This is a genomic window from Gluconacetobacter tumulisoli (assembly GCF_014174155.1).
Lineage (GTDB): Bacteria > Pseudomonadota > Alphaproteobacteria > Acetobacterales > Acetobacteraceae > Gluconacetobacter > Gluconacetobacter tumulisoli.
This window is the reverse complement of record NZ_JABEQM010000004.1, coordinates 1-21746: the sequence shown is the minus strand read 5'-3', so window position 1 is coordinate 21746 and position 21746 is coordinate 1. Positions and strand designations below refer to the sequence as shown.

General features: G+C 68.3%; 20 protein-coding genes. 13 read left to right on the top strand and 7 right to left on the bottom strand.

Going from position 1 to position 21746, the window contains the following annotated elements:
* Positions 1-17: 17 nt before the first annotated feature.
* A complete protein-coding gene (mutS, locus tag HLH28_RS06120) occupies positions 18-2672 on the bottom strand; it encodes a DNA mismatch repair protein MutS (RefSeq protein ID WP_182956150.1) in 2655 nt (884 codons plus the stop codon).
* A 155-nt stretch (positions 2673-2827) separates the two neighbouring features.
* Here mutS and HLH28_RS06115 point away from each other — a divergent pair, with 155 nt between their 5' ends.
* Positions 2828-3658: a class I SAM-dependent methyltransferase gene (locus tag HLH28_RS06115; RefSeq protein ID WP_182956147.1), complete on the top strand. Its 831-nt coding sequence runs from the start codon at positions 2828-2830 to the stop codon at positions 3656-3658.
* A 4-nt stretch (positions 3659-3662) separates the two neighbouring features.
* On the opposite strand, the gene murJ is transcribed toward HLH28_RS06115, so the two are convergent.
* Together murJ and HLH28_RS06105 are read right to left on the bottom strand one after the other, a co-directional pair.
* On the bottom strand, positions 3663-5231 hold the full coding sequence (murJ, locus tag HLH28_RS06110; protein WP_182956144.1) for a murein biosynthesis integral membrane protein MurJ: 1569 nt from the start codon (positions 5229-5231) through the stop codon (positions 3663-3665).
* A gap of 151 nt (positions 5232-5382) precedes the next feature.
* Positions 5383-5868: a glutathione peroxidase gene (locus HLH28_RS06105; protein WP_182956141.1), complete on the bottom strand. Its 486-nt coding sequence runs from the start codon at positions 5866-5868 to the stop codon at positions 5383-5385.
* 140 nt (positions 5869-6008) lie between these two features.
* Between HLH28_RS06105 and HLH28_RS06100 the strand changes: the two genes are divergently transcribed.
* Positions 6009-7250: a NupC/NupG family nucleoside CNT transporter gene (locus HLH28_RS06100; protein ID WP_182956138.1), complete on the top strand. Its 1242-nt coding sequence runs from the start codon at positions 6009-6011 to the stop codon at positions 7248-7250.
* Positions 7251-7272: 22 nt separating this feature from the next.
* Here HLH28_RS06100 and HLH28_RS06095 read toward each other — a convergent pair whose 3' ends face one another.
* Genes HLH28_RS06095 through tsaD form a run of 3 tightly spaced genes read right to left on the bottom strand, consistent with a single transcriptional unit; the run spans position 7273 to position 10195 of the window.
* Entirely contained in the window at positions 7273-8235 is a 963-nt protein-coding gene (locus HLH28_RS06095) for an NAD(P)H-dependent glycerol-3-phosphate dehydrogenase (RefSeq protein WP_182956136.1), read from the bottom strand.
* 4 nt (positions 8236-8239) lie between these two features.
* The gene (locus HLH28_RS06090; protein WP_182956133.1) at positions 8240-9073 is read right to left on the bottom strand and encodes a 23S rRNA (adenine(2030)-N(6))-methyltransferase RlmJ; all 834 of its coding nucleotides are present in this window, start codon (positions 9071-9073) and stop codon (positions 8240-8242) included.
* 9 nt (positions 9074-9082) lie between these two features.
* Positions 9083-10195 carry a tRNA (adenosine(37)-N6)-threonylcarbamoyltransferase complex transferase subunit TsaD gene (gene tsaD / locus HLH28_RS06085; protein ID WP_182956130.1) on the bottom strand — a complete coding sequence of 371 codons (1113 nt, stop codon included), beginning with the start codon at positions 10193-10195 and terminating at the stop codon, positions 9083-9085.
* Between the two features lie 71 nt (positions 10196-10266).
* Between tsaD and hemC the strand changes: the two genes are divergently transcribed.
* Both hemC and HLH28_RS06075 read left to right on the top strand, forming a co-directional pair.
* Positions 10267-11346 (top strand): hydroxymethylbilane synthase, encoded by a 1080-nt coding sequence (gene hemC, locus HLH28_RS06080; RefSeq protein WP_182956126.1) that lies wholly within the window; start codon positions 10267-10269, stop codon positions 11344-11346.
* Positions 11336-12076, top strand: a complete 741-nt coding sequence (locus HLH28_RS06075) for a uroporphyrinogen-III synthase (RefSeq protein WP_246395726.1) — start codon at positions 11336-11338, stop codon at positions 12074-12076. Before hemC ends, HLH28_RS06075 begins: the two co-directional genes overlap by 11 nt.
* 58 nt (positions 12077-12134) lie before the next feature.
* On the opposite strand, the gene secB is transcribed toward HLH28_RS06075, so the two are convergent.
* Positions 12135-12653: a protein-export chaperone SecB gene (gene secB / locus HLH28_RS06070; protein ID WP_182956121.1), complete on the bottom strand. Its 519-nt coding sequence runs from the start codon at positions 12651-12653 to the stop codon at positions 12135-12137.
* 218 nt (positions 12654-12871) lie between these two features.
* On the opposite strand from secB, the gene HLH28_RS06065 reads away from it, so the two are divergent.
* The 9 genes from HLH28_RS06065 to HLH28_RS06025 all read left to right on the top strand — a co-directional run.
* Positions 12872-13552 carry a Tim44/TimA family putative adaptor protein gene (locus HLH28_RS06065; RefSeq protein ID WP_182956857.1) on the top strand — a complete coding sequence of 227 codons (681 nt, stop codon included), beginning with the start codon at positions 12872-12874 and terminating at the stop codon, positions 13550-13552.
* A 62-nt stretch (positions 13553-13614) separates the two neighbouring features.
* Positions 13615-14793 carry a murein transglycosylase A gene (gene mltA / locus HLH28_RS06060; RefSeq protein WP_182956116.1) on the top strand — a complete coding sequence of 393 codons (1179 nt, stop codon included), beginning with the start codon at positions 13615-13617 and terminating at the stop codon, positions 14791-14793.
* 25 nt (positions 14794-14818) lie between these two features.
* Positions 14819-15682, top strand: coding sequence for a DNA-methyltransferase (locus HLH28_RS06055; RefSeq protein WP_182956113.1), 864 nt, complete (start codon positions 14819-14821; stop codon positions 15680-15682).
* Positions 15683-15802: 120 nt separating this feature from the next.
* Complete coding sequence (locus HLH28_RS06050) at positions 15803-17218, top strand: cytochrome-c peroxidase (protein WP_338029671.1); 1416 nt, start codon at positions 15803-15805, stop codon at positions 17216-17218.
* A 115-nt stretch (positions 17219-17333) separates the two neighbouring features.
* Positions 17334-17951 (top strand): Smr/MutS family protein, encoded by a 618-nt coding sequence (locus HLH28_RS06045; RefSeq protein WP_182956107.1) that lies wholly within the window; start codon positions 17334-17336, stop codon positions 17949-17951.
* A gap of 251 nt (positions 17952-18202) precedes the next feature.
* Positions 18203-19342, top strand: a complete 1140-nt coding sequence (locus HLH28_RS06040) for an ABC transporter substrate-binding protein (RefSeq protein ID WP_275943714.1) — start codon at positions 18203-18205, stop codon at positions 19340-19342.
* Positions 19343-19367: 25 nt separating this feature from the next.
* The gene (locus tag HLH28_RS06035) at positions 19368-20471 is read left to right on the top strand and encodes a FecCD family ABC transporter permease (RefSeq protein ID WP_408869825.1); all 1104 of its coding nucleotides are present in this window, start codon (positions 19368-19370) and stop codon (positions 20469-20471) included.
* Positions 20468-21244, top strand: a complete 777-nt coding sequence (locus tag HLH28_RS06030) for an ATP-binding cassette domain-containing protein (protein ID WP_182956101.1) — start codon at positions 20468-20470, stop codon at positions 21242-21244. Before HLH28_RS06035 ends, HLH28_RS06030 begins: the two co-directional genes overlap by 4 nt.
* Positions 21245-21381: 137 nt before the next feature.
* Positions 21382-21746: ACT domain-containing protein (locus HLH28_RS06025; protein ID WP_246395725.1), on the top strand; the 365-nt coding region annotated here is incomplete at its 3' end.

Sequence of the window (21746 nt, the reverse complement as noted above, 5' to 3'; positions counted from 1 at the left end):
GGATGCCCGACACTCCATTATCCGTGGTCTAGATGCCCGGATTCTTCAAGCATCAGTTTCTTGAGCGCATAGACCGCGTCCAGCGCAGTCCGGGGCGTCAGCTCGTCCGGGTCCAGGCGGTCCAGCATGTCGCGGACGGCCGGCGGCAGGTCCTGTCCGGAGCCGGCCGCGGTTTCCTGGCCTCCGTCGCTGTCCGCCGGGGCGAAAAGCGGCAGCGGCCGCGTGCCGGTGGCGCGCTCCTTCTCCAGTCCCGCCAGCAGCCGCGCGGCGCGGCGGACAACGGGTTCCGGCACGCCGGCCAGCCGCGCGACATGGACGCCCCAGCTGCGCCGCGCCGATCCGGGCACGACCTCGTGCTGGAAGACGACCTGCCCCCTCCATTCCCGTACGCTCATTGTATGGGGCGACAGGCGGGGCAGGCTCTCGGCCAGCTCCGCCAGTTCATGGAAATGCGTTGCGAAAATGGAGCGGCAGCGTAACGTGGAATGCATGGCTTCCAGCACGGACCATGCGATGGCCAGGCCGTCCAGGGTCGCGGTGCCGCGCCCGATCTCGTCCACCACCACCAGGGATCGCGGGCCCGCCTGGTTCAGGATGGCCGCGGTCTCGGTCATTTCCACCATGAAGGTCGATCGGCCGCGCGCCAGGTCGTCCGACGCACCCACGCGTGAGAACAGGCGGTCGACAACACCGATGCGCGCCGATTTGGCGGGCACCGGCAATCCGGCCTGCGCCAGGATGACCGCCAGCGCGTTCTGGCGCAGGAAGGTCGATTTGCCGGCCATGTTCGGACCCGTCAGCAGCATCACGCGCCGCGCGGGGTCGAGCGAGCAGTCATTGGGCGTGAACCGCTCGCTGCGGGGCAGGGCGGCCTCGACCACCGGATGGCGGCAGGACACGAGCATGAAGGACGCGTCGTCCCCGACCTCCGGCCTGCACCACATCCCCCCGGCCGCCAGGTCGGCGCAGGATTGCAGGACATCCAGCAGCGCCAGCGCCTCGGCGATCTGGGGCAGGGCGGCTTCGTCCAGGATGTCGCGGACCAGGGTGGCGAACACCAGGCGTTCGCGCGTGGCGGCGCGCTCAGCGGCCTCGGCGATCCGGCGGTCCAGGCTGACCAGTTCCTCGGTCGAAAAGCGCGACGCGCTGGCGGTGCCCTGGCGCAGGATCAGGTCCGTCCGTTCGCGCAGGCGGCCCGCCGCTGCCGCCGGGACCTCGACGACATAGCCCAACTGCGCGTGATGGCGGATCTTCAGGCTGGCCAGCCCGAATTTCTGGGCATAGTCGTTCTGCAGCCCGGCGATGACCCGGCGACTGTCGTCACGCAGGGCGCGTTCAGCGTCCAGCTCCGGGTCGAATCCGGCGGCGATGACCCCGCCATCCTCCAGCCGGGCGGGCAGGTCGGCGGCCAGGGCCTGGCCCAGCCGGGCCTCCAGCGCCGTGGCCTCGCCCAGATGGCCGAGCAGTCCGGCCAACAGAGGCGGGGGCGGCGTCCGTCCGTCGGACAGGGCGCGGGCGATGCGCCGCGCGGTGGCCAGGCCGTCGCGGATCGCCGCGGCGTCGCGCGGCAGGCCGCGTCCCAGAGACAGCCGTCCCAGGGCGCGGGCGATGTCGGGCGTGCCGCGCAATCCCTGGCGCAGGGTCGCACGCACGCCGCCTTCGTCCAGCATCCATGACCAGCCTTCCTGGCGGGCGGCGATCGCGTCGGGCCGGGTCAGCGGGGCGGCGATCCATTCGGCCAACAGGCGGTTGCCCGGGGCCGTGACGGTACGGCAGACGCTGGCGAACAGCGTGTGCTCGCTGCCGCCTTCGCGGGTGCGCAGCAGGTCGAGGCTGGTGCGCGTCGCCGGATCCAGGCCCAGGGTGCCGCCGTCGTCATGGGGACGCGGCCGCGCCAGCCGGGGCATCTGTCCGGCCTGGCTGCGCCGTATGTACTCCAGCGCCATGGCGCCGGCGACGGCTTCCTCGTCGGAAAAGGTACCGAAGGCATCCAGGCTGGCGGCGTTGAATGTCTCGGCCATGCGGCGTCGCGCGGTCGCGACCTGCGGCACCAGGACCTCGGGCGCGCGGCGCGCGGCGAAATCGCCCAGGTCGACATCTCCGCTTGCCAGGATTTCGGCCGGGTCCAGGCGGCCCAGCAGGTTCATCAGCCCGTCCGGTGCGACGTGCGCGGTTTCAAACGTGCCGGTGGAAATATCGATCCAGGCGACGCCCCAGCCGCGTGCGGCCGCGGCGCGGCCCGCCTGGGGTGCGACCGCCACCAGCAGGTTCTGCCGTCCGGCCTCCAGCAGTTCATCCTCGGTCAGGGTGCCGGGGGTGACCAGGCGCACGACGGCGCGGGCCAGCGGTCCCTTGGGACCACCCTTTCCGGGTTTGCGCGGGGGTTCGGTCTGCTCCGCCACCGCGACGCGGAAGCCGCGCCGGATCAGCCGCGCCAGATAGGTCGACGCGGCACCGACGGGTACGCCGCACATCGGGATCGCGATGTCGCCATGCGTTCCGCGCGTCGTCAGCGCGATGTCCAGCGCCGCCGACGCGGCCTCGGCGTCCGAGAAGAACAGTTCATAGAAATCGCCCATGCGAAAAAACAGCAGGGCTTCGGGATGTTCGGCCTTGAGGGAAAACCATTGCGCCATTGCCGGGGTGGCGCCGTCCGGCGAAGGAAGCGTCATGACGTTCTGTGTATAGGGCGCGCGTCCGTTGTGCCACCCACGAATCGGACCGTACCCGATCCGGATTCGCGGGGTGGCATGGGCGGCGATCCCGTGCATCCTGTCGGGGCCGCACCCGAGGACGGGAGCGGAAACAAGAGAAGGACGGTGAAGCGATGACAGGATCATGTGGCCGGCGGTCGGTTCTGGGCTGGGCGGCGCTGGCGGCGGGGGCGCCGTCGCTGGTGGCGCGGGCCGCGTCGGGCGGCGATGCGCTGATGCTGCGCGGGATCATCGCGTCGCCCAGCCGGCCGGCGGCCGACCGGGCGCGCGACCGCTGGCGGCATCCCTATGCATCGCTTCGGTTCTGGGGGCTGCGGCCGGGCATGACCATCATCGACCTGCAGCCGGGCAGCGGATACTGGACGCGGATCCTCGCCCCGTACGCCGCGCGGACCGGGGGGACGTACATCGCCGGACTGGGCGACATGGGGGCCGCACGGACCCGATTCGACGGGCTGTTCAGCGATGTGGCGCACTACGGCCATATTCGCGACGTGTCCTTCGGGCCGAATTCGGGACCGCTGGCCGATCCGGGCAGTGTCGACCTGATCCTGACAGCGCGGGAAATTCATAACTGGATCGGCGGCGGGTATCTGGATCACGCGATGGGCGTGGTGGACGCGGCGCTGAAGCCCGGCGGCATCCTGGCGGTGGAGGAGCATCGCGCCGACCCCGTCCCGCAGGAAGCCGGGGCCGCCAGCGGCTATGTCGCCGTGTCGACGGTGGTGCAGGCGGCGACCCGTGCCGGCCTGCAGCTGGACGCGTCGTCAGAGATCAACGCCAATCCGCGCGACGACAAGAAACATCCGTTCGGGGTCTGGACCCTGCCGCCGACGCGCGCCAGTTCCGCCAGCGGCCAGCCCGATCCGTCCTTCGATCATACGACATATGATGCGATCGGCGAGAGCGACCGGATGACCCTGCGCTTCCGCAAGCCTGCCTGATTTGTCAGGCAGGCCGGCCCCGCCGACGAGCCAGGCGCGCCCGCAGGGCGGCGACGACGGCACGAAGGTCGACGATCCCCAGGGCCTGAAGTCCCACCCCGTACGTCGTCATGCCGGCCGCGATCAGCAGCCCGAGGCACATGATCCGCTGCGGTCCGGGCTGGACGGCCAGACGCCCCAGCGGCGTCATCTCCAGCGCGGCCAGGACCGCCACCATACTCACCGCCGCGACGGCCATCCGTGCGACGCGGGATACTGTCGGACCGCCCACCCGAAGGGCGCCCCGGCGCGACAGCAGCACGACCAGCATCACCACGTTGACGGTCGCGGCGATGCTGCTGGCCAGGGGTGGGCCCATATGGGCAAGCGGCCGCATCAGGGCCAGGTTCAGCACGAAATTCAGCAGCAGCGTGGCCATCCCGATTCGCACCGGCGTCGCGGTGTCGCCGCGCGCAAAGAAGCCGGGGGACAGTACCTTGACCAGCACGAACGCCGGCAGTCCCACGGCATAGGCACGCAACGACTGCGCCGACAGCGCGGCATCCCGCGCGGTAAACGCCCCGTGGCCGAACAGGGTCGCCATGATCGGTTCGGCCAGGACCACCAGCGCCAGCGCCGATGGCAGGGTCAGGATCAGGGCATATTCGATCGCGCGGTTCTGCGTCGCGTGGGCGCTGTCGACGTCCTCCGCCGTCACGTGGCGGGCCAGGACCGGCAGCAGCGTGGTCCCGGCGGCAGCCCCCAGGACGCCCAGCGGAAGCTGGTTCACGCGGTCGGCGAAATACATCAGCGACACGCTGCCGGGGGGCAGCAGGGTGCCGATCATCGTATCGACCATCAGGTTGATCTGGGTGATTCCGCTGCCCAGGCAGCCGATGGCCATGCGCCCGATCAGGATGCGGATGCGCGCGCTGAGATGCGGGGGCACCAGCGTCAGGCGGAATCCTGCCCGTCGGGCCGCGACCAGCAACAGCCCGAACTGCACGACGCCCGAGGCCGTGATGCCCCAGGCCGAAGCCCGCGCTACGTCCCCGGTCAAGGGCGTCAGCAGAAAGATCGCGGCGATGCCGACGACGTTGAACGTCACGTAGGCCGCCGCCGCGACCCCGAAGCGGTGCAGTCCGTTCAGCACGCCGGAGACCAGCGCCGCCCCGCAGATCAGCACCAGGTAGGGAAAGGTGATGCGGCTGAGGGTCACAGCCATGGCATAGCGCGTGCCCTCGTGCGAGAAACCCGGCGCGATGACGCGCAGGACCTGCGGCATGAAGATCTCGCCCGCCACGGCGATCAGGGTCAGCCAGGTCAGGAGAACGCTGAGCGTCTCGCTGGCGAAGCGGCGGGCGGGTTCCTCGCCCTCGGCGGTCAGCGTGGCGGAGAACAGTGGGACGAACGCCGCGTTCAACGCGCCCTCGCCGAACAGGCGGCGGAACATGTTCGGCAGGCGGAAGGCGATCTGGTAGGCATCCTGGATCGGACCGGCCCCCAGAAGCGCTGCCAGGATCTGGTCGCGCACCAGGCCCAGAACGCGACTGAGCATCGTCCAGCCGCCGACGGTAAGAAAACCTCTGAGCAAGGGGGGCCTCCGGGCGGCATGACGTCGCCCGGCCATGTACGGCCGGGCGGAGGACGCAGTTTCATATGGACGCGGGCCCGACGCAATTGCCGCGTGCGGGGCGCGGCTGACGCCGGCGCGGTCGTTCCGATCTGTGATCCGGAGGCTGGATTCAGTGATCCAGGATCGCGCGTTCGATCGCCAGCCGCATGCGGCGCGATTCGGGCGAGGTCGTGCTGACGAACCAGTCGGCCAGGTGCCCGTCGCGTCCGATCAGGTATTTGTAGAAATTCCAGCGCGGTCGTGCCAGGAACCCGCCTTCCTGCGCGATCCAGCGGAACAGCGGCAGGCAACCGTCGCCCTTGACGTGGCTGCGTGCCGCCATGGGGAAAGTGACGCTGTAATTGCGGCTGCAGAAGGTCGCGATCTGATCGGCCGAGCCGGGTTCCTGGTTGCCGAAATCGTTCGACGGCACGCCGATGATCGTCAGGTCATTGCCGCGGTAGAACGACCACAGCGCCTGCAGGCCCTCGAATTGCGGGGTAAAGCCGCATTTCGATGCGGTGTTCACGATCAGCACGGGCTTGCCGCGCAGGGCGCCGAGGTTGATCGTGCCGCCGTCGAGGGCCGGAAGGGTGAAGTCGTATGCGGTCGTCATGGAGCCGATTCTGTCTCTCGCAATCTGTCCGGACAACAGCCTAAAGCAGTTTCCGCCGCCTGCCCATCTGCCCACGGACGGTCTGGACAGCGCAATCCGCAACGCACAGTGTCGTTGCAGGATTGTATTGGTGAGGCAGGATGGCCGTCCTTCGGGGACTTCTGGGCATCGCGGTCCTGATCGGCCTGGCAGTTGCCGTGTCGACGGATCGGCGGGGCATACGCGTTCGGGTGGTCGCGGCGGCGGTTGCGATGCAGGTTGCGCTGGGCGGGTTGGTGCTGTTCGTCCCGGCGGGGCGGCAGGTGCTGCACGCTGTGTCCACCGTGGTCAACACCGTGCTGGGATACGGGATGCAGGGAACCGCCTTCCTGTTCGGCGGGCTGGTCGACGACCGGATGAACACGCTGTTTCCCGGCAACGGATTCGTCTTCGCGCTGCGGATCCTGCCGCAGATCGTCTATATCTCGGCGTTGATCGCCATCCTGTATTACTACCGGGTCATGCAGCGCCTCGCCGCCGTGCTGGGCGGCGTGGTGCGCCGCGCGCTGGGCACCTCGACGATGGAATCGTTTTCCGCCGTCACGACCATCTTCCTGGGGCAGAGCGAGATGCCGGTGGCCCTGCGGCCCTACGTCCCGCTGCTGACCCGGGCCGAGCTGTTCGCGGTGATGTCCAGCGGCACGGCCTCGGTCGCGGGATCGGTGCTAGCGGGCTATGCGGGGCTGGGCGTGCCGATGGACTATCTTCTGGCCGCGTCCGTCATGGCGATTCCAGGCGGCCTGCTGTTCGCCAAGATCATCATGCCTACCCGCGAGGAGACGCGGATCACGCATCTCGACCTCGCCTTCGGGCATGAACACCCGGTGAATGTGTTCGAGGCCATCGCCGTGGGGTCCGCCAGCGGCGTCGCCGTGGCGGTCGCGGTCGGCAGCATGCTGATCGCCTTCATCGGCCTGATCGCCCTGGCCAATGGCATGATCCATGGCCTGGGCGACTGGCTGGGGCTCGCCGGCCTGTCGCTGGAACGCATTTTCGGGGTGCTGTTCGCGCCGCTGGCGTGGCTGATCGGGGTGCCGTGGCGCGAATGCGGGGTCGTCGGCGCGATCATGGGCCAGAAACTGGTGTTCAACGAATTCGTCGCCTACCTGTCGCTGTCCCCGCATTTCCACCAGGCGACGCTGGACGCCCGCACGTTGGCGATCGCTTCGTTCGCGCTGTGCGGCTTTTCCAACCTGTCGTCGGTGGGAATCCTGATCGCGGGATTCGGCAGTGTCGCGCCCGAGCGACGGGCGGAAATCGCATCGATGGGCCTGCGCGCCGTGCTGGCCGGATCGCTCTCGAACTTCATGAGCGCCACGATCGCGGGCATGTTCGTGCTGTGACGATCCGGTCGGGCGGCTGGGCCTATTCCGTCCCCACGGGCCGGCTGAGCAGCCTGTCCCGCGCCGAAAGCAGGTCGATGTCGCCCGCCAGCAGCAGGGACACCGTTTCGATCACCGGCACGGCGATGCCGTGCGCGCGAGCCAGGGCCAGGATCGCCGGCGCGGTCGTGACGCCCTCGGCCACCGTGGTGCGCTGGCCGAGGATCGAATCCAGCGACTCGCCGCGTCCCAGCGCCAGGCCCAGGCTGAAATTGCGCGAGGATGGGCCGGTGCAGGTCAGGATCAGGTCGCCGATGCCCGCCAGCCCCGACAGGGTGGTCATCCGTCCGCCCAGCCCCTCGGCCAGGCGGCCCAGTTCGGCGACGCCCCGGGTGATCAGCGACGCCCGCGCGTTTTCACCCAGGCCGGCGCCGATTGTGGCGCCTGCGGCGATGGCGATGACGTTCTTCGCCGCCCCGCCGATCTGCACGCCGATGGTATCGTCGCTGGCATAGAGGCGGAAGGCCGGGGTCGTCAGGTGGTCGGCCAGATGACGTGCCAGTCCCCCGTCGTCGCAGGCCAGCACCGCGGCTGTCGGCAGGCCCTGTGCGACCTCGTGGGCGAAATTGGGCCCCGACAGGACGGCGCGCGGCAGCCCGGGATGGCGATCGGCGATGATGTCGAGCGGCAGGGCCAGGCTGTCGCGTTCCACCCCCTTGCAGCATGCGATCATCGGCCCGGAGGGCGGAATATGGTCCAGCACCGCGCGCAGATGCTGCATGGGCACCGCCAGCAGCACGGCGTCCGCCTGCGCGGGCATGGCCGATGTCACGGTGACCGAGGCCGGCAGCACGGCCTGCGGCAGGCGCGGCAGGGTACGTTCGGCGGTCAGGGTTTCGGGCCGCCGGGCCCAGAGATGAACCTGCGCCCCGGCCCGGGCGGCCTGCGTCGCCAGAGCGATGCCCCAGGCCCCGGCGCCGATGACGGCGATGCGCGAAACGGTCATGATCCTATTCCTCGACGATCCGGGTGATGGCGGCCTCTCCCATTCCGTCAGGCGAGAGGTGGGTCAGCGCGCGCATCGCCGGAAGGGCCTGTTCGACGAATCCGAACGGCGGACCGGCCACTAGCATGCCGCAGCCGTTCAGGCACGATGGATCCAGGGGCGGCCGCAGGGTCAGTTCCACGACGACGATATTCCGCAGCCCCGAATCGCGCAGCGAATCGTGAAACGCCCTGACAGGGGCGCGATGCTTGATCGGATACCAGGCCGCGACGATCCCCGTGGCGAATCGGCGGCGCGCGGTGACGATTCCCGCCGTCAGGCGCTGGAATTCATCCGGTTGCTCGAAGGGCGGGTCGATCAGCACCAGCCCGCGCCGTGCGTCGCGTGGGGGCAGCAGCGCGCCCAGCGCGGCATAGCCGTCGCGCGCATGGACCGAAACCTGGGGATTGCCCACGAACAGCGCACGCAGCGTACGGCTGTCGTCGGGGTGGAGTTCGCAGCAGACCAGCCGGTCCTGCGGACGCAGCATCATGGCGGCGATCTGCGGCGATCCGGGATAGAAATCCGGCGCCCCGGCCTGGCGAACCAGGTCCAGATAGGATTCAAGCGGCCCATCCGGCGTCGTCGCCCCATCCAGCAGGCGTCCGATTCCCGCCCGCCATTCGCCGGTGCGCCCGGCCTGATCGCCCGTCAGGTCATAGCGTCCGATTCCGGCATGGGTGTCCAGGACGGAAAACGGTGCGGGCTTGCGACGCAGCGCCTGCAACAGCAGGACCAGAAGCGCATGCTTCATGCAGTCGGCAAAATTGCCGGCGTGATAGGCGTGGCGGTAGTTCATGCCGTGGGTCTAGACCGGCGAGGCGGTCGTGGGAAACCGTTCGGCCATCTGCTCCAGCGGCCAGCGGGGACGGGGCAGCAGGTCCAGGTCGTCCGCGGGGGGCATTCCCCGGGTCTGGCGTTCGCGCAGGGTTTCGATCGCCGCCCAGGCGACCATGACCGCGTTGTCCGTGCACAGGCGCAGCGGCGGGGCCGCGAAGGGCAGGCCGCGTGAGACCGCAAGGTCGGTCAGGCAGGCGCGCAACCGGGTATTGGCCGCGACCCCGCCCGCCGCGACCAGCAGCGTCGCCCCGGGCATCATGTCCAGCGCATGGGCGACGCGGTCGGCGACGATATCGGCCACGGCGTCCTGGAAACTGGCCGCGATGCCGGCGGCTGCGGCCCGGGGCAGCGCGTCCGCCGCGAACGGCGCCAGTTTCTGCGCCACCGCCGTTTTCAGGCCCGAGAAGGAAAAATCGCACCCGGGCCGGCCGAACAGCGGGCGGGGCAGGGGATAGGGCGCGGGATCGCCCTCGGTGGCCAGGGCCTCGACCGCCGGTCCGCCCGGCCAGCCCAGGCCGAGCATCTTGGCGACCTTGTCGAAGGCCTCGCCCGCCGCGTCGTCGATCGTGCCGCCCAGCTTCCTGTACCGGCCCACGCCCTCGACGGCGATGCACTGGCAGTGGCCGCCCGACACCAGCAGCAGCAGATAGGGAAACGGCGCGCCGCCCGGCACCAGGCCCGGCAGGCGAGCGGTCAGGGCATGGGCCTCGATATGGTTGACGGCCACGAACGGCCGGTCCAGCGCGACGGCCAGCCCCTTGGCGACCCCCGCGCCGACGATCAGCCCGCCGATCAGGCCCGGCCCGGTGCTGGCCGCGATCGCGCCCAGCCCGGACGGCGCCAGGCCGGCGCGGTCCAGCGTGTGGCGCACCAGCGCCGGCAGGGCGGCCAGGTGGGCCCGGGCAGCTATTTCGGGCACCACGCCGCCAAAGGGAATATGCCCGGATTGCGACAGCACGGCCTCGGCCAGGATGGCGCCGTCGACCGCAACGATGGCGCAGGCGGTATCGTCGCAGGACGACTCGATGGCCAGTACCGGCGTCGGCACGGACGTGGGGGCGGGCGTGGGCGACATCATCATTGCATAAAATACAGCTCCGCCGGGCGTTATGTCACCTTTCCTTCGTCCCGTCGCGGTAATAGAGACAGAGCATGGATTTTGCCCGATCTCCCGTCCCTGATCCGTCGTCCGCGCTGCAGAAGGTCGCGGCCGAGGCCGCCGCGCGCCAGAAGCAGGGCTTGCAGCGCCCCGAAACCCATCATCGCCGGCAATTGCCGCTGCGTGTGGGCACGCGGGCGTCACCCCTGGCGCTGGTGCAGACGCGGGCGTTCCTGACGGTGCTGACGCGGTTCTGCCCGGTGCTGCGCGACATGGGGGCGTTCCAGGAACACCAGATCAGCACGACGGGCGACCAGGTCCAGAACCGCCGCCTGGCGGAGATCGGCGGGAAGGGCCTGTTCGCCAAGGAAATCCACGACGCATTGTCCGACGGCCGCATCGACTTCGCGGTGCACAGCCTGAAGGATTTGGAAACCACGCTGCCACCCGGGCTGGTACTGGCCTGCACCCTGCGGCGCGAAGACGCGCGCGACGTGCTGATCCTGGGGCCGGGCCTGGAGAAGGCGGAGGCGTCGGACCCGTTCGCCGCCCTGCCGCGTGATGCGCTGGTCGGCTGCGCCTCGGTCCGGCGGCAGGCGCAGATGCTGCATGTCCGCCCCGACCTGCGGTTCGGCCTGCTGCGCGGCAACGTCCAGACGCGGCTGGACAAGCTGGCGGCACGGCAGTGCGACGCCACGTTGCTGGCCCTGGCCGGGCTGCGCCGCCTGGGCATGGAGGACCGCGCCGACGTCGTGCTGGATCCCGAAATCATGGTGCCGGCGGCGGGCCAGGGCATTGTGGGGGTCACGGTTCGCGAAAGCGATGTGGAACTGCGCGAGCTTCTGGCGGCGATCGAGGATTACGAGGCCCGCGCCGTGGCCACGGCCGAGCGGGCGCTGCTGGCCGAACTGGACGGATCCTGCCGCACGCCGATCGGCGGTTATGCCCGCTTGGTGCCGGGTGGGCCCGGCCAGGATCCGACCCTGCGCCTGACGGGCCTGGTCGCGCGAGAGGACGGGTCGTTCCTGCTGCGCCGCGTCGCGACGGGTGCCCCGGCCGATGCCGAACGGCTGGGACGCGAACTGGGGCACAGTCTGCGGGCGGACAGCCCGTCGGATATTTTTGCGGACTGACGACCTGGTCCCGCCCGGTGTTCTGGTCACGCGTCCCGAACCCGGCCTGAGCGAGACCCTGGCTGACGTGCGGGCCCTGGGATGGCGTCCTTATGCCGCGCCGATGCTGCGGATCGGGACCCGCCCGCTTGCCCTGCCGGGTGGCCGGACGCAGGCCATCCTTCTGACCAGCGGCCAGGCGATTGCCGCCCTTGCGGGACGGGTGCCGCCGGAGATGCCGATTTTTACGGTGGGGGAGGCGACGGCGCGGCGCGCACGCGATGCCGGATTTGACGACGTCACGGCGGCCGGCGGAACGGCCGAGGCGCTGCTGGGCCTGCTCCGCGCGCGGCTGGATCCACGGCGCGGTTCGCTGCTGCTGGCGACGGCGAAGGGATATGGCGGCGAGCTGGCATCGGGCCTGCGGCAGGCGGAATTCCAGGTCAATCGCCGATGTGTCTATACGGTCGATCCGGCCGGCAACCTGGGGCGGGATGTCCTCAATGCCCTGGCGCGCGGGTCCGTGGAGGCCGCCTTGTTCTATTCCCCCGAAACGGCGCGCCAGTTCCTGGCGGCGTTGCCGCCGGACGGGATGGGGGCGCTGCATGGGGTCAGGGCGATCGCCATATCCCCCCGGACAGGGGTGGCCCTGGCTGCGGCGGCATGGCGGGGAATCGAAATCGCCGACCATCCCGACGGCGGGGCGATGCTGTCCCGGCTGGGACAGCATCGGCAGATCATCACGCGGTGATCCGTGGCCCGCGGCGGCACGCCGTCCACAGGCCTTCCGGAATCACTCCCGGATCGGATCAGGCGTTGCCGGCGGTCTGGGGGAAGCTGCTGCGCTTGGCCTGCCACAGGGCCACGAAATCGATCGGCTGCAGCACGACGGGCGGGAAACCGCCGTCACGCGTGACCTCGCTGATGATGTTGCGGACATAGGGGAAGATCAGGCGCGGCACTTCGACCAGCAGAATCGGCTCGACAAGTTCGTCGGGCGCGTTCGTCAGCGTGACGATCGCGGCATAGGCCAGTTCCGCGATGAACACGGCGCGGCCCGGGGCGGCGCCTTCCTTTTCCGGCGCTTCCAGCGCTTCGGCCTTGATCGACAGCACCACCTCGAAGACCGGGTGGTCCTGCTGCAGGCGATTGGCCTGGACGTCGATATTGACGGAAATCTGGGGGTTCGCGCGCAACGTCGCGAAGATCTCGGCACCGGCCGGGACTTCGAACGACAGGTCCTTGGTGTACTGCAGATTGATGGTCAGCGGCAACGCCGGCGGGACGCCCTGGGCGCCGTCGGAGGGGGGCTGAGTCGTGTCGGACATGAACGAGAACTTCCTTGCACGCAGAAGACGGAAAGCAGGTTCCGGCGGTAGCATGCCCGGCGACGTTCGCCAACCTCGATGGGCCGGGCATGCGGATTTTCCCGATTCCCCGTTTGCGCGGGGTGCCGCATTGTGTCCGACCGGGGCCTTGCCTATGTGTAGGGGCGACTTCTGACCTGCGGGCCGGCCTGTCCGGGTCGCCTCTGATGGGCATGGTGATGGATTTCTCGTTCGATCATTTTCCGTTCGATCTGGTGCTGTTCGGCCTGATCGCCGCATTCCTGGCATTGCGGCTGCGCAGCATCCTGGGAACGCGCGTGGGGGCCGAACCGCGGCCCCAGCCCATGCCGGCGCCGCGACCCGGACCGGTGATCGAGGGACGGCCCGAAGCCCCGGCGCCGCTGACGGATTATGACGTGCCTGCGCCCGAAACCCGGGTGGGGCAGGTCCTGGCCGAGATCGCGCGACGCGAGCGTGATTTCGTGCCGGCCCAGTTCCTCAAGGGTGTCGAGGCCTCGTTTCAGCAGATCGTCCTGGCCTTCGCCGCCGGCGACGTCGCCATGCTGCGCGAACGCCTGACCGCCAACGCCATGACGGCGTTCGAGGGCGCAATCCGGTCGCGGGAGCAATTGGGCGAAACCCAGAAGGCCGAGGTTCGGGCCGTCACCAGCTTGGCCATCGTCGACGCCGCGATCGAGGAACGCGACGGCGCCGCCCATGCGCGGATCGATGTCCGGATCGTATCCGACCAGATCAGCCTGACCCTGGACAAGGACGGCCAACCGGTATCCGGCACCGATTCAGTGACCGAGTTTTCGGATTTGTGGACATTCGAACGTCTGTTGGGCGTTACGATCACCGGCGCGGCCTGGCGTCTGGCAGCAAGCCGCAGCGCCTGATTCTTTCCTTAATTTTCTGCTTTCTGGCGCTCTTTCCTTTTACGAACGGTCTGGCTCTGTCGTTGTCCAACTTTCTTACGTCCAGAATCCTGCGGGGCGTCGGCGCCGCCGCCATCGCCCTGTTGTCTGCCTGTGCCGCGCAGAACGAAAGTGGCGGGCGCCAGTCTGTCGCCTTCTCCGACCTCGAAGGGTGGGGGGCGGATGCCGCCCAGCAATCCATCCCGGTCTTCCTGTCCGAATGCCGCTATCTGGGTCGTCTGCCGGCCGATGCGACGCTGGGATCGGACAGCGGCCTGGGCGCGCATGTCGGCGACTGGCTGCCGGCATGCCGGGCGGCGGCTTCCCTGCCCACCGGTGATGCCCAGGCGGCACAGGCGTTCTACGAACGCTGGTTCCAGCCGGTTCGCACCGGCGACGGGTCGGCGCTGTTCACCGGCTATTACGAACCGGAGATCCGGGGGTCGCTGACACGTGGCGGGATCTACCAGACCCCGGTCTACCGCGTGCCGGATGACCTGGTCAGGACACGGGCCACGGACGGCCGCATGGTGGCGGGGCGCTGGCAGGGTGGACAGTTCGTCCCGTACTGGTCGCGGGCGCAGATCGATGCCGGCGCGTTGTCCGGCCGGCACCTGGAATTGCTGTGGGTTGCCGATTCGGCCGACCTGTTCTTCCTGCAGATCCAGGGATCGGGCCGGGTGCGGCTGCCCAGCGGACAGGTGGTACGCCTGGGATTCGGCGGCAAGAACGGACTGGACTACGTGCCGTTGGGCCGGGTCCTGATCCGTGACGGTGCGATGGCCGAGGACGATGTCAGCATGCAGTCGATCCGCGCCTGGCTGGCCGCCCATCCCGGCGAGGCCCGCGTCACGATGGAGGAGAATCCGAACTACGTCTTCTTCAACCTGCTGGACAATGTCTATGTCGACCAGGGTGCACCCGGCGCGATGGGCGTGCCGCTCAGTCCCGGGCAATCGGCGGCAATCGATCGGCGGGTCATCCCGCTGGGTGCCCCGATCTGGGTCGAGACGAAACTGCCCGACCCCTCGGCCGCCACATGGCGACGCCTGGTGTTCGCGCAGGATATCGGTACGGATATCCAGGGGGCATCGCGGGCGGATCTTTATCTGGGCTGGGGCACCGACGCGGAACAGACGGCCGGAAAACTGCGCCAGCATGGGCGGATGGTAGTGTTCCTGCCGCGTCCCGTCGTGGTCCAGGCCCAGGGCGGCGGGTCGTGACGCGGGCACGGACGATTGGCGGGATATGACCGAACGGCGACGCAAGGCAGAGGCCGCGGCCAAGGGGGCGGCCCCCGTGGCAACGCGCCCCGTCCGCACCCAGCGCTATCCGGTGGGGCCGCACCTGTTGGTCCGGGGGGATTGCCTGCGGGTGCTGCGGCGCATGGAGGCGGAATCGGTCGACGTGGTGGTGACGTCGCCGCCCTATAATATCGGCCTGGATTACCGCACCTACAGCGATCGCCTGGCCGAGACGCAATATCTGGACTGGATGATGGAGGTCGCGGCCGAACTGCATCGCGTGCTGCGGCCGGACGGATCGTTCTTCCTGAATATCGCAGGCTCGTCGGCGCAGCCCTGGATCCCGTTCGAACTGGCGGTGCGCCTGCGCGCGATCTTTCACCTGCAGAATCATATCAGCTGGATCAAGTCGGTATCGGTCGAGGATGACACGTTCGGTCATTTCAAGCCGGTGAACAGCACGCGGTATCTCCACCGGAACCACGAACACCTGTTTCACCTCACGCGGTCGGGCAACGTGGCGCTGCGCAGGCTGGAGATCGGCGTGCCGTACAAGGACAAGTCGAACATCGCACGCCGCGGCCACGCGCAGGATCGCCGCTGCCGGGGCGATACCTGGTTCATTCCCTACGAGACGGTGCAGGGAAAGGCGCAGAAATTCAACCATCCCGGAACGTTCCCGCTGCGCCTGCCGCAGATGTGCATCCGACTGCACGGCCAGCCGGACGCGGTGGTCCTCGATCCGTTCATGGGCACCGGCACGACGCTGGTCGCGGCGGCCGAGGAGGGGGCGCGCGGGATCGGGATCGAACTGGACGCCGCGTACGTCAAGGTGGCGCGGGAACGGCTGGCGCACGCGATGAAATGACCGGCAGTCCGCCGGTATTATCGAACCGTTCGATCGTTTTGATGGAAAATATTATTTTGACAGCCCAATAACCGATGGGCCAGACCGGTCTCCTGACGAGAGAGGAGAGTGGATGTGTCGGTGCGTAAGGTAATTCTGTCGGTCGCCGCACTCGGCTGCGTCGCCTATGGCGGTGTCGTCGGGTATCTGACCCATTTTGATCATGAAACCGCCCCGAATTTGGGTACGCATTCACCGACACTAGGCAATCCGACAGCATTGGCCGCATTCAATGTGATTCGCGAGGCCCGGTGTGATTATTGCCACGCGCGCAATACCGACCTGCCGTTCTATTTCCATGTGCCCGTGGCGAACCAGCTGATGCAGCGCGACCTGGATCAGGGCCTGCGTCACTTCCGGATCGAACCGGTCATCGAGGCGTTCCAGAACGGCACGGTCCCGTCCGAAGAGCAATTGGCACGGATCGAGGAAGTCGTCCGCCAGAACCGCATGCCCCCGACCTTGTACCTGCTGATGCACTGGCACGCCCACATGTCGCAGGCCCAGCGTGACGCGCTGCTGGCATGGATTGCCGACGAACGGCGCGCCCATTACGCCACGCCGGGGGTAAGCGCCCAGTTTGCGGTCGAACCGGTCCAGCCGATCCCGGAAACGCTGCCGGTCGACGACAGCAAGGTGGCGCTGGGCCAACGCCTGTTCTTCGACAAGCAGCTGTCCGGCAATGGCACGCTCAATTGCGCCAGTTGTCACGGGCTGGATCGTGGCGGGGTGGACGGTCGTGTGACCGCGCTGGGCATTAACGACCAGCATGGTCCGATCAACGTACCGACGGTCTATGACGCCGTCTTCAACCAGAGCCAGTTCTGGAACGGGCGGGCCGCCACCCTGGCCGACCAGGCTGCCGGACCGGTGATGAACCCGCTGGAAATGGGATCGCACGACTGGGGACAGGTCGCCGATGCCCTGAAGCAGGACCCGACCTATGTAGCGGCGTTCCAAGCCGCCTTCGGATCGGACGATATCACCAAGGACAGGATTACCGCCGCGATCGCCGAGTATGAAAAGACGCTGATCACGCCCGACAGCCGGTTCGACCGCTACCTGAAGGGCGACACGCAGGCGCTGAACGCGCAGGAGAAGAACGGCTATGCCCTGTTCAAGAGCGTCGGCTGCTCCGGCTGCCATACGGGGGTGTCGTTGGGCGGTCAGGCGTTCGAGGTGATGGGGCTGGAAGGCAACTATTTCGCCGACCGAGGCGGCAAGGTGACCGATGCCGACGAAGGGCGTTACACGGTGACCCATTCGGACGACGACCGCGAACGTTTCAAGGTGCCGAACCTGCGCAATATCGCCCTGACCGCCCCCTACTTCCACGACGGCAGTGTCAAGACGCTGGAACAGGCCGTGCGGGAGATGGCGCGTTACCAGACGCCGGACCATGACCTGTCCGACCATGATGTCGCCGATATCGTGGCGTTCCTGCAGACCCTGACGGGGACCTACCAGGGGCGGATGCTGACCGACGCCGCGCAGTAACCGGCGATATCCGCTTCGGACTTTGTCCCCGGCTGGGCGACCCGTTAAGAAGTCGTGATCCGCACGGATGTGACGGCGCCGGGTTGCGCAGATCGGCGGAGGTGGAGGGATATGCGTGCGCCGTCGGCGGATTCTCAGGGAAGACGAGCAGGCGCTCTGGACGGCGTTCGTGCGGGGCATCACCCCGCTGGCCCGTCGCGACGCCGCGACCGTCCGGACGCCGGAACCGACCGGCGGTCCAGCCCAGTCCGCACCGGCGACGCCGGCCTCACGCGCGCCGGGTGATGCGGCACGTGCCCGGGCCCCGGCGACGGAGGGGGACGCTTTCCCGGCGCCTCCCGGTCGGCCGCCCGGCCCGTCGTACACACGGGTTCCATCGAACGCGACCATGGAAATCGGTGTCCGCCGGCCGGGTATCGACGATACCAGCTGGCGATCCCTGGTCAGCGGGAAGCTCCGCCCAACCCGGACGCTGGACCTCCATGGGCAGAATGCCCAGACGGCATTCCTCCGTCTTCATGCCTTCCTGACCCAGGCGCGCGCCGACAATACCAGGTGCGTCGAGGTCATTACCGGCCTCGGATCGGGTCAGGGCGGCGGGGTGCTGCGACGCGAATTGCCGCTCTGGCTGGGGCGATCCGACCTGCGCCCGCACATTCTCGCTGTGGTTCATCCCCATGCCGCGAACCAGGGCTCGGTCCGGATCCTGCTGCGCCGGCCCGGGCGACACTGAGGGACAAACCCGTCCGGAAATCCCCCTGACGGCGATCCGACCTGGACATATGAGGTATGCGGGGTGGAGCGATTTTCCCGCGAATGCTTCTCAGTGTCCGGTGATGGGGGTAAGAACGTCGTGAAGCAGATCACCACTCGGCGGCATGGCCACGCCCGGTCGGGAAAGAGGGTCGTCACACCAGCACAATCTGGGGGCCGCGTCCGCGAAGCGGCCCGAATGTGGCGGATGACAGGCGGGAGAATATGTTGATGGTCGTATCCATTCGAAAGCACCGGCGCGGTTTCCTGCGGACGATCGCCTGTATCGCGGTCGCCCTGGCGATATCGACCGGTGCCCGGGCGGAGACGATCACCGATCTGGCCGGCCGCAAGGTCGATATTCCGGCCCATGTCCACCGGATCGTCCTGGGCGAGGGGCGCCTGATCTACGCGTTGGCGCCGCTGGAAAAAAAGCACCTTTTCGACCGGATCGTCGGCTGGCAGGGCGAATTCCGCGAGGCCGACGCCCAGAGCTATGATCGATATGTGGCCGCGTTCCCCGCCGCGGCGAAGGTCGCGTTGATCGGCAAGACGACCGCCGATACCGTCAGCCCCGAAAAGGTGCTGGACCTGCGTCCCGACCTGGCGATCCTGTCGATCAGCGGGCATGGCCCCGGGGCGTCGAGCGAACTGGTCGCGCAACTGGAAAGCGCACATGTTCCGGTGGTGTTCGTGGATTTCCGGGCCCATCCCCTGGACGACACGGTTCCGTCCATGCGCATCCTGGGCCAGGCCCTGGATCGCCGGGCCGAGGCCGAGGCGTATATCGCCTTCTACCAGTCCCATCTGGACCGGATCCGCAACCGGGTCGCCAACCTGCCCCCGGCGTCGCGCCCGACGGTGTTCCTGGAAATGCTGGCCGGCACCCGTGAAGCCTGCTGCCATACGGCGGGCAAGGGCAATATGGGCGCGTTCATCGAGGCCGCCGGCGGCCGAAACATCGCGGCCCCGCTGCTGCCCGGCTATATCGGCGACATCGCGCTGGAACAGGTGATCGCATCCGACCCTGACATCTATATCGTCGACGGGACGAAGGGCCCGGCCTTCAAAGGCCTTGCCGTGCACATGGGCGCCGAGGTGGACGAAGCCATGGCGCGCGCGTCGGTGCAGGCGGTCCTTCAACGCCCGGGGATTTCCACCCTTCGCGCGGTCCGCGACGGGCATGCCTACGGGCTGTGGCATTCGTTCTATGACTCGCCCTACAATATCCTTGCCGTCGAAGTGATGGCGAAATGGTTCCATCCCGACCTGTTCGGCGACGTCGATCCGCAGGCGACAAAGGCGGAACTGTATTCCCGTTTCCTGCCCGTACCTGACAGCGGGACGTACTGGGTCGACGCCCGGCCATGAACGCCCGATGAACGACCACGTCACGATGACGGGCGCCCGCGCGACGGCCGGGCGGGATGCGGGCGCGCGCGTGCTGCTGGCGGCGGAGCGGGTCGGGCATGTCCGCGACGCCTACCGGCGGCTGCTGCGGCGGCGCGTGTCGATCCTGGCGGTGCTGGGCATCCTGATCCTGGGGTCGGTGGTGCTGGATTTCGCGCTGGGGCCGTCGGGCATGTCGCCCGCGACATTGCTGCGGATCCTGCTGCACCCGCATGACGGCCCGGCGGGGCAGAGCGTGATCGTCTGGCAGATCCGGCTGCCCTATGCCCTGATGGCGGTGTGCGTCGGCGCGGCGCTGGGCCTGTCGGGGGCCGAAATGCAGACGATCCTCAACAATCCGCTGGCCAGTCCCTTCACCCTGGGCGTATCGGCCGCGGCGGCGTTCGGCGCGTCGCTGGCCATCGTCCTGCAATGGCAGATCCCCGGCGTGCCGGCGGAATGGGTGGTGTCGGCGGATGCGTTCGCCTTCGCGATCGCGTCCGCCTTCCTGCTCGATCTTGTCTCGCGATTGCGCGACGCCTCAACCAGCACGGTGGTGCTGTTCGGCATCGCATTGGTCTTTACCTTCCATGCCCTGGTGTCGCTGGTGCAGTTCGTGGCCAGCGAGGACGCGCTGCAGGACCTGGTCTTCTGGACCATGGGCAGCCTGACCCGGGCGAACTGGTCCAAGCTGGGCATCCTTGCCACGGCCTGCGCGGTGATCCTGCCGCTGTCCTTCCGCGCCTCCTGGTCGCTGACCGCCCTGCGGATGGGCGAGGAACGGGCCGCGAGCTTCGGCATCGATGTCCGTCGGGTCAGGATCATGGCCCTGCTGCGGATCAGCGTGCTGTCGGCGCTGGCGGTGTCCTTCGTGGGCACGATCGGGTTCGTGGGACTGGTGGCGCCGCACATCGCGCGCCGGCTGCTGGGCGAGGACCACCGGTTCTATCTGCCCGGCAGCGTTCTTGTGGGGTGCCTGATCATGTCGCTGTCGGCGGTTGCGGCGCGCACGGTGCTGCCGGGGGTGATCGTGCCGGTGGGGATTGTCACGGCGCTGGTAGGAATACCCTTCTTCCTGGCGATCGTGCTGCGGCGGCAGGTGGCATCGTGACCGGCCTGACGGCGACGCATGTCACGGTGCGCTACGGACGCCGCACGGTGCTGGACGATCTGTCGGTCGGCTCGCTGCCGGTCGGGGCGGTATCGGCGCTGCTGGGTCCCAATGGCAGCGGCAAGTCGACGCTGCTGCGCGCCCTGGCGGGGATCGAGCCATCGGGCGCCATCGTCCGTTTCGGCGACCTGGAATTGTCGCGCATGCGTCCGGCCGCCCGCGCGCGGCATTGCGTCTATCTGCCCCAGGCCCTGCCGCCGCCGGTCCATCTCCAGGTCCTGGAATCCGTGATCGCCGCCCGGCGTGCGGCCGCACCGGCCGACGATTGGGAGGACGACGAAGTCAGCGAGGCGCTGGAGGTCCTGGGCCGCTTGGGGGTGGATGACCTGGCGCTGCGCTACATGGACGAATTGTCGGGGGGACAAAGGCAGCTTGTCGGCCTGGCGCAGGCGCTGGTCCGGCAGCCGGAGATCCTGCTGCTCGACGAACCCCTCAGCGCCCTAGACCTGCATCATCAGTTCTCGGTCATGAAGTTCGTCCGGCAGGAAACCCGCGAACGGGGAATGGTGACGGTCGTAGTCCTGCATGACCTGAATATCGCGCTTCAGCAGGCCGATCACGTTGTCATGCTGCGTCGCGGCCGGATCGAAGGGGCGGGGACTGCGCGGGACGTCATCACGACCCCGATGCTGCATCAGGTCTATGGTGTCCGCGCGCGGGTCGAAACCTGTTCGCGCGGCCAGCCGCACGTGGTAGTGGATGGCGTCGACTGAACGACGGCGCCTGGCCGCCGGCAATCGATAAGTAATTCTTATAAGCATCCTTGGACGGCGTATCGTTACGGTGATTTAACCGAACGGATGAGAGCCATGGTCATGGATCGTTACCCTCTCCTGGTGTGCAGGCCGTCATGACGCCTGTCGTCCCCAGTACAGTAATGCCGTCCGAAGCGCAGGGCAGGGTGGCGTACACGCTGACGCTCAGTTGCTTCAACCGACCCGGCATCGTTGCCGCGATCGGGCAGCTCCTGTTCGACCTGGGCATGAACATCACCGAGGCGCAGCAGTTCGACGATACCGAAAGCCGCCATTTCTTCATGCGCGTGGTCTTTGGTCCCGTCGATCCCGATGCGGTGTCCGACGTACCGCGCGCGGCGTTGGCCGGCCTTGCCGAACGGTTCGGGATGGACTGGACGCTGAAGGACAACCGGACGCGGACGAAGGTGCTGCTGATGGTATCGAAATTCGACCATTGCCTGGTGGATCTGCTGTATCG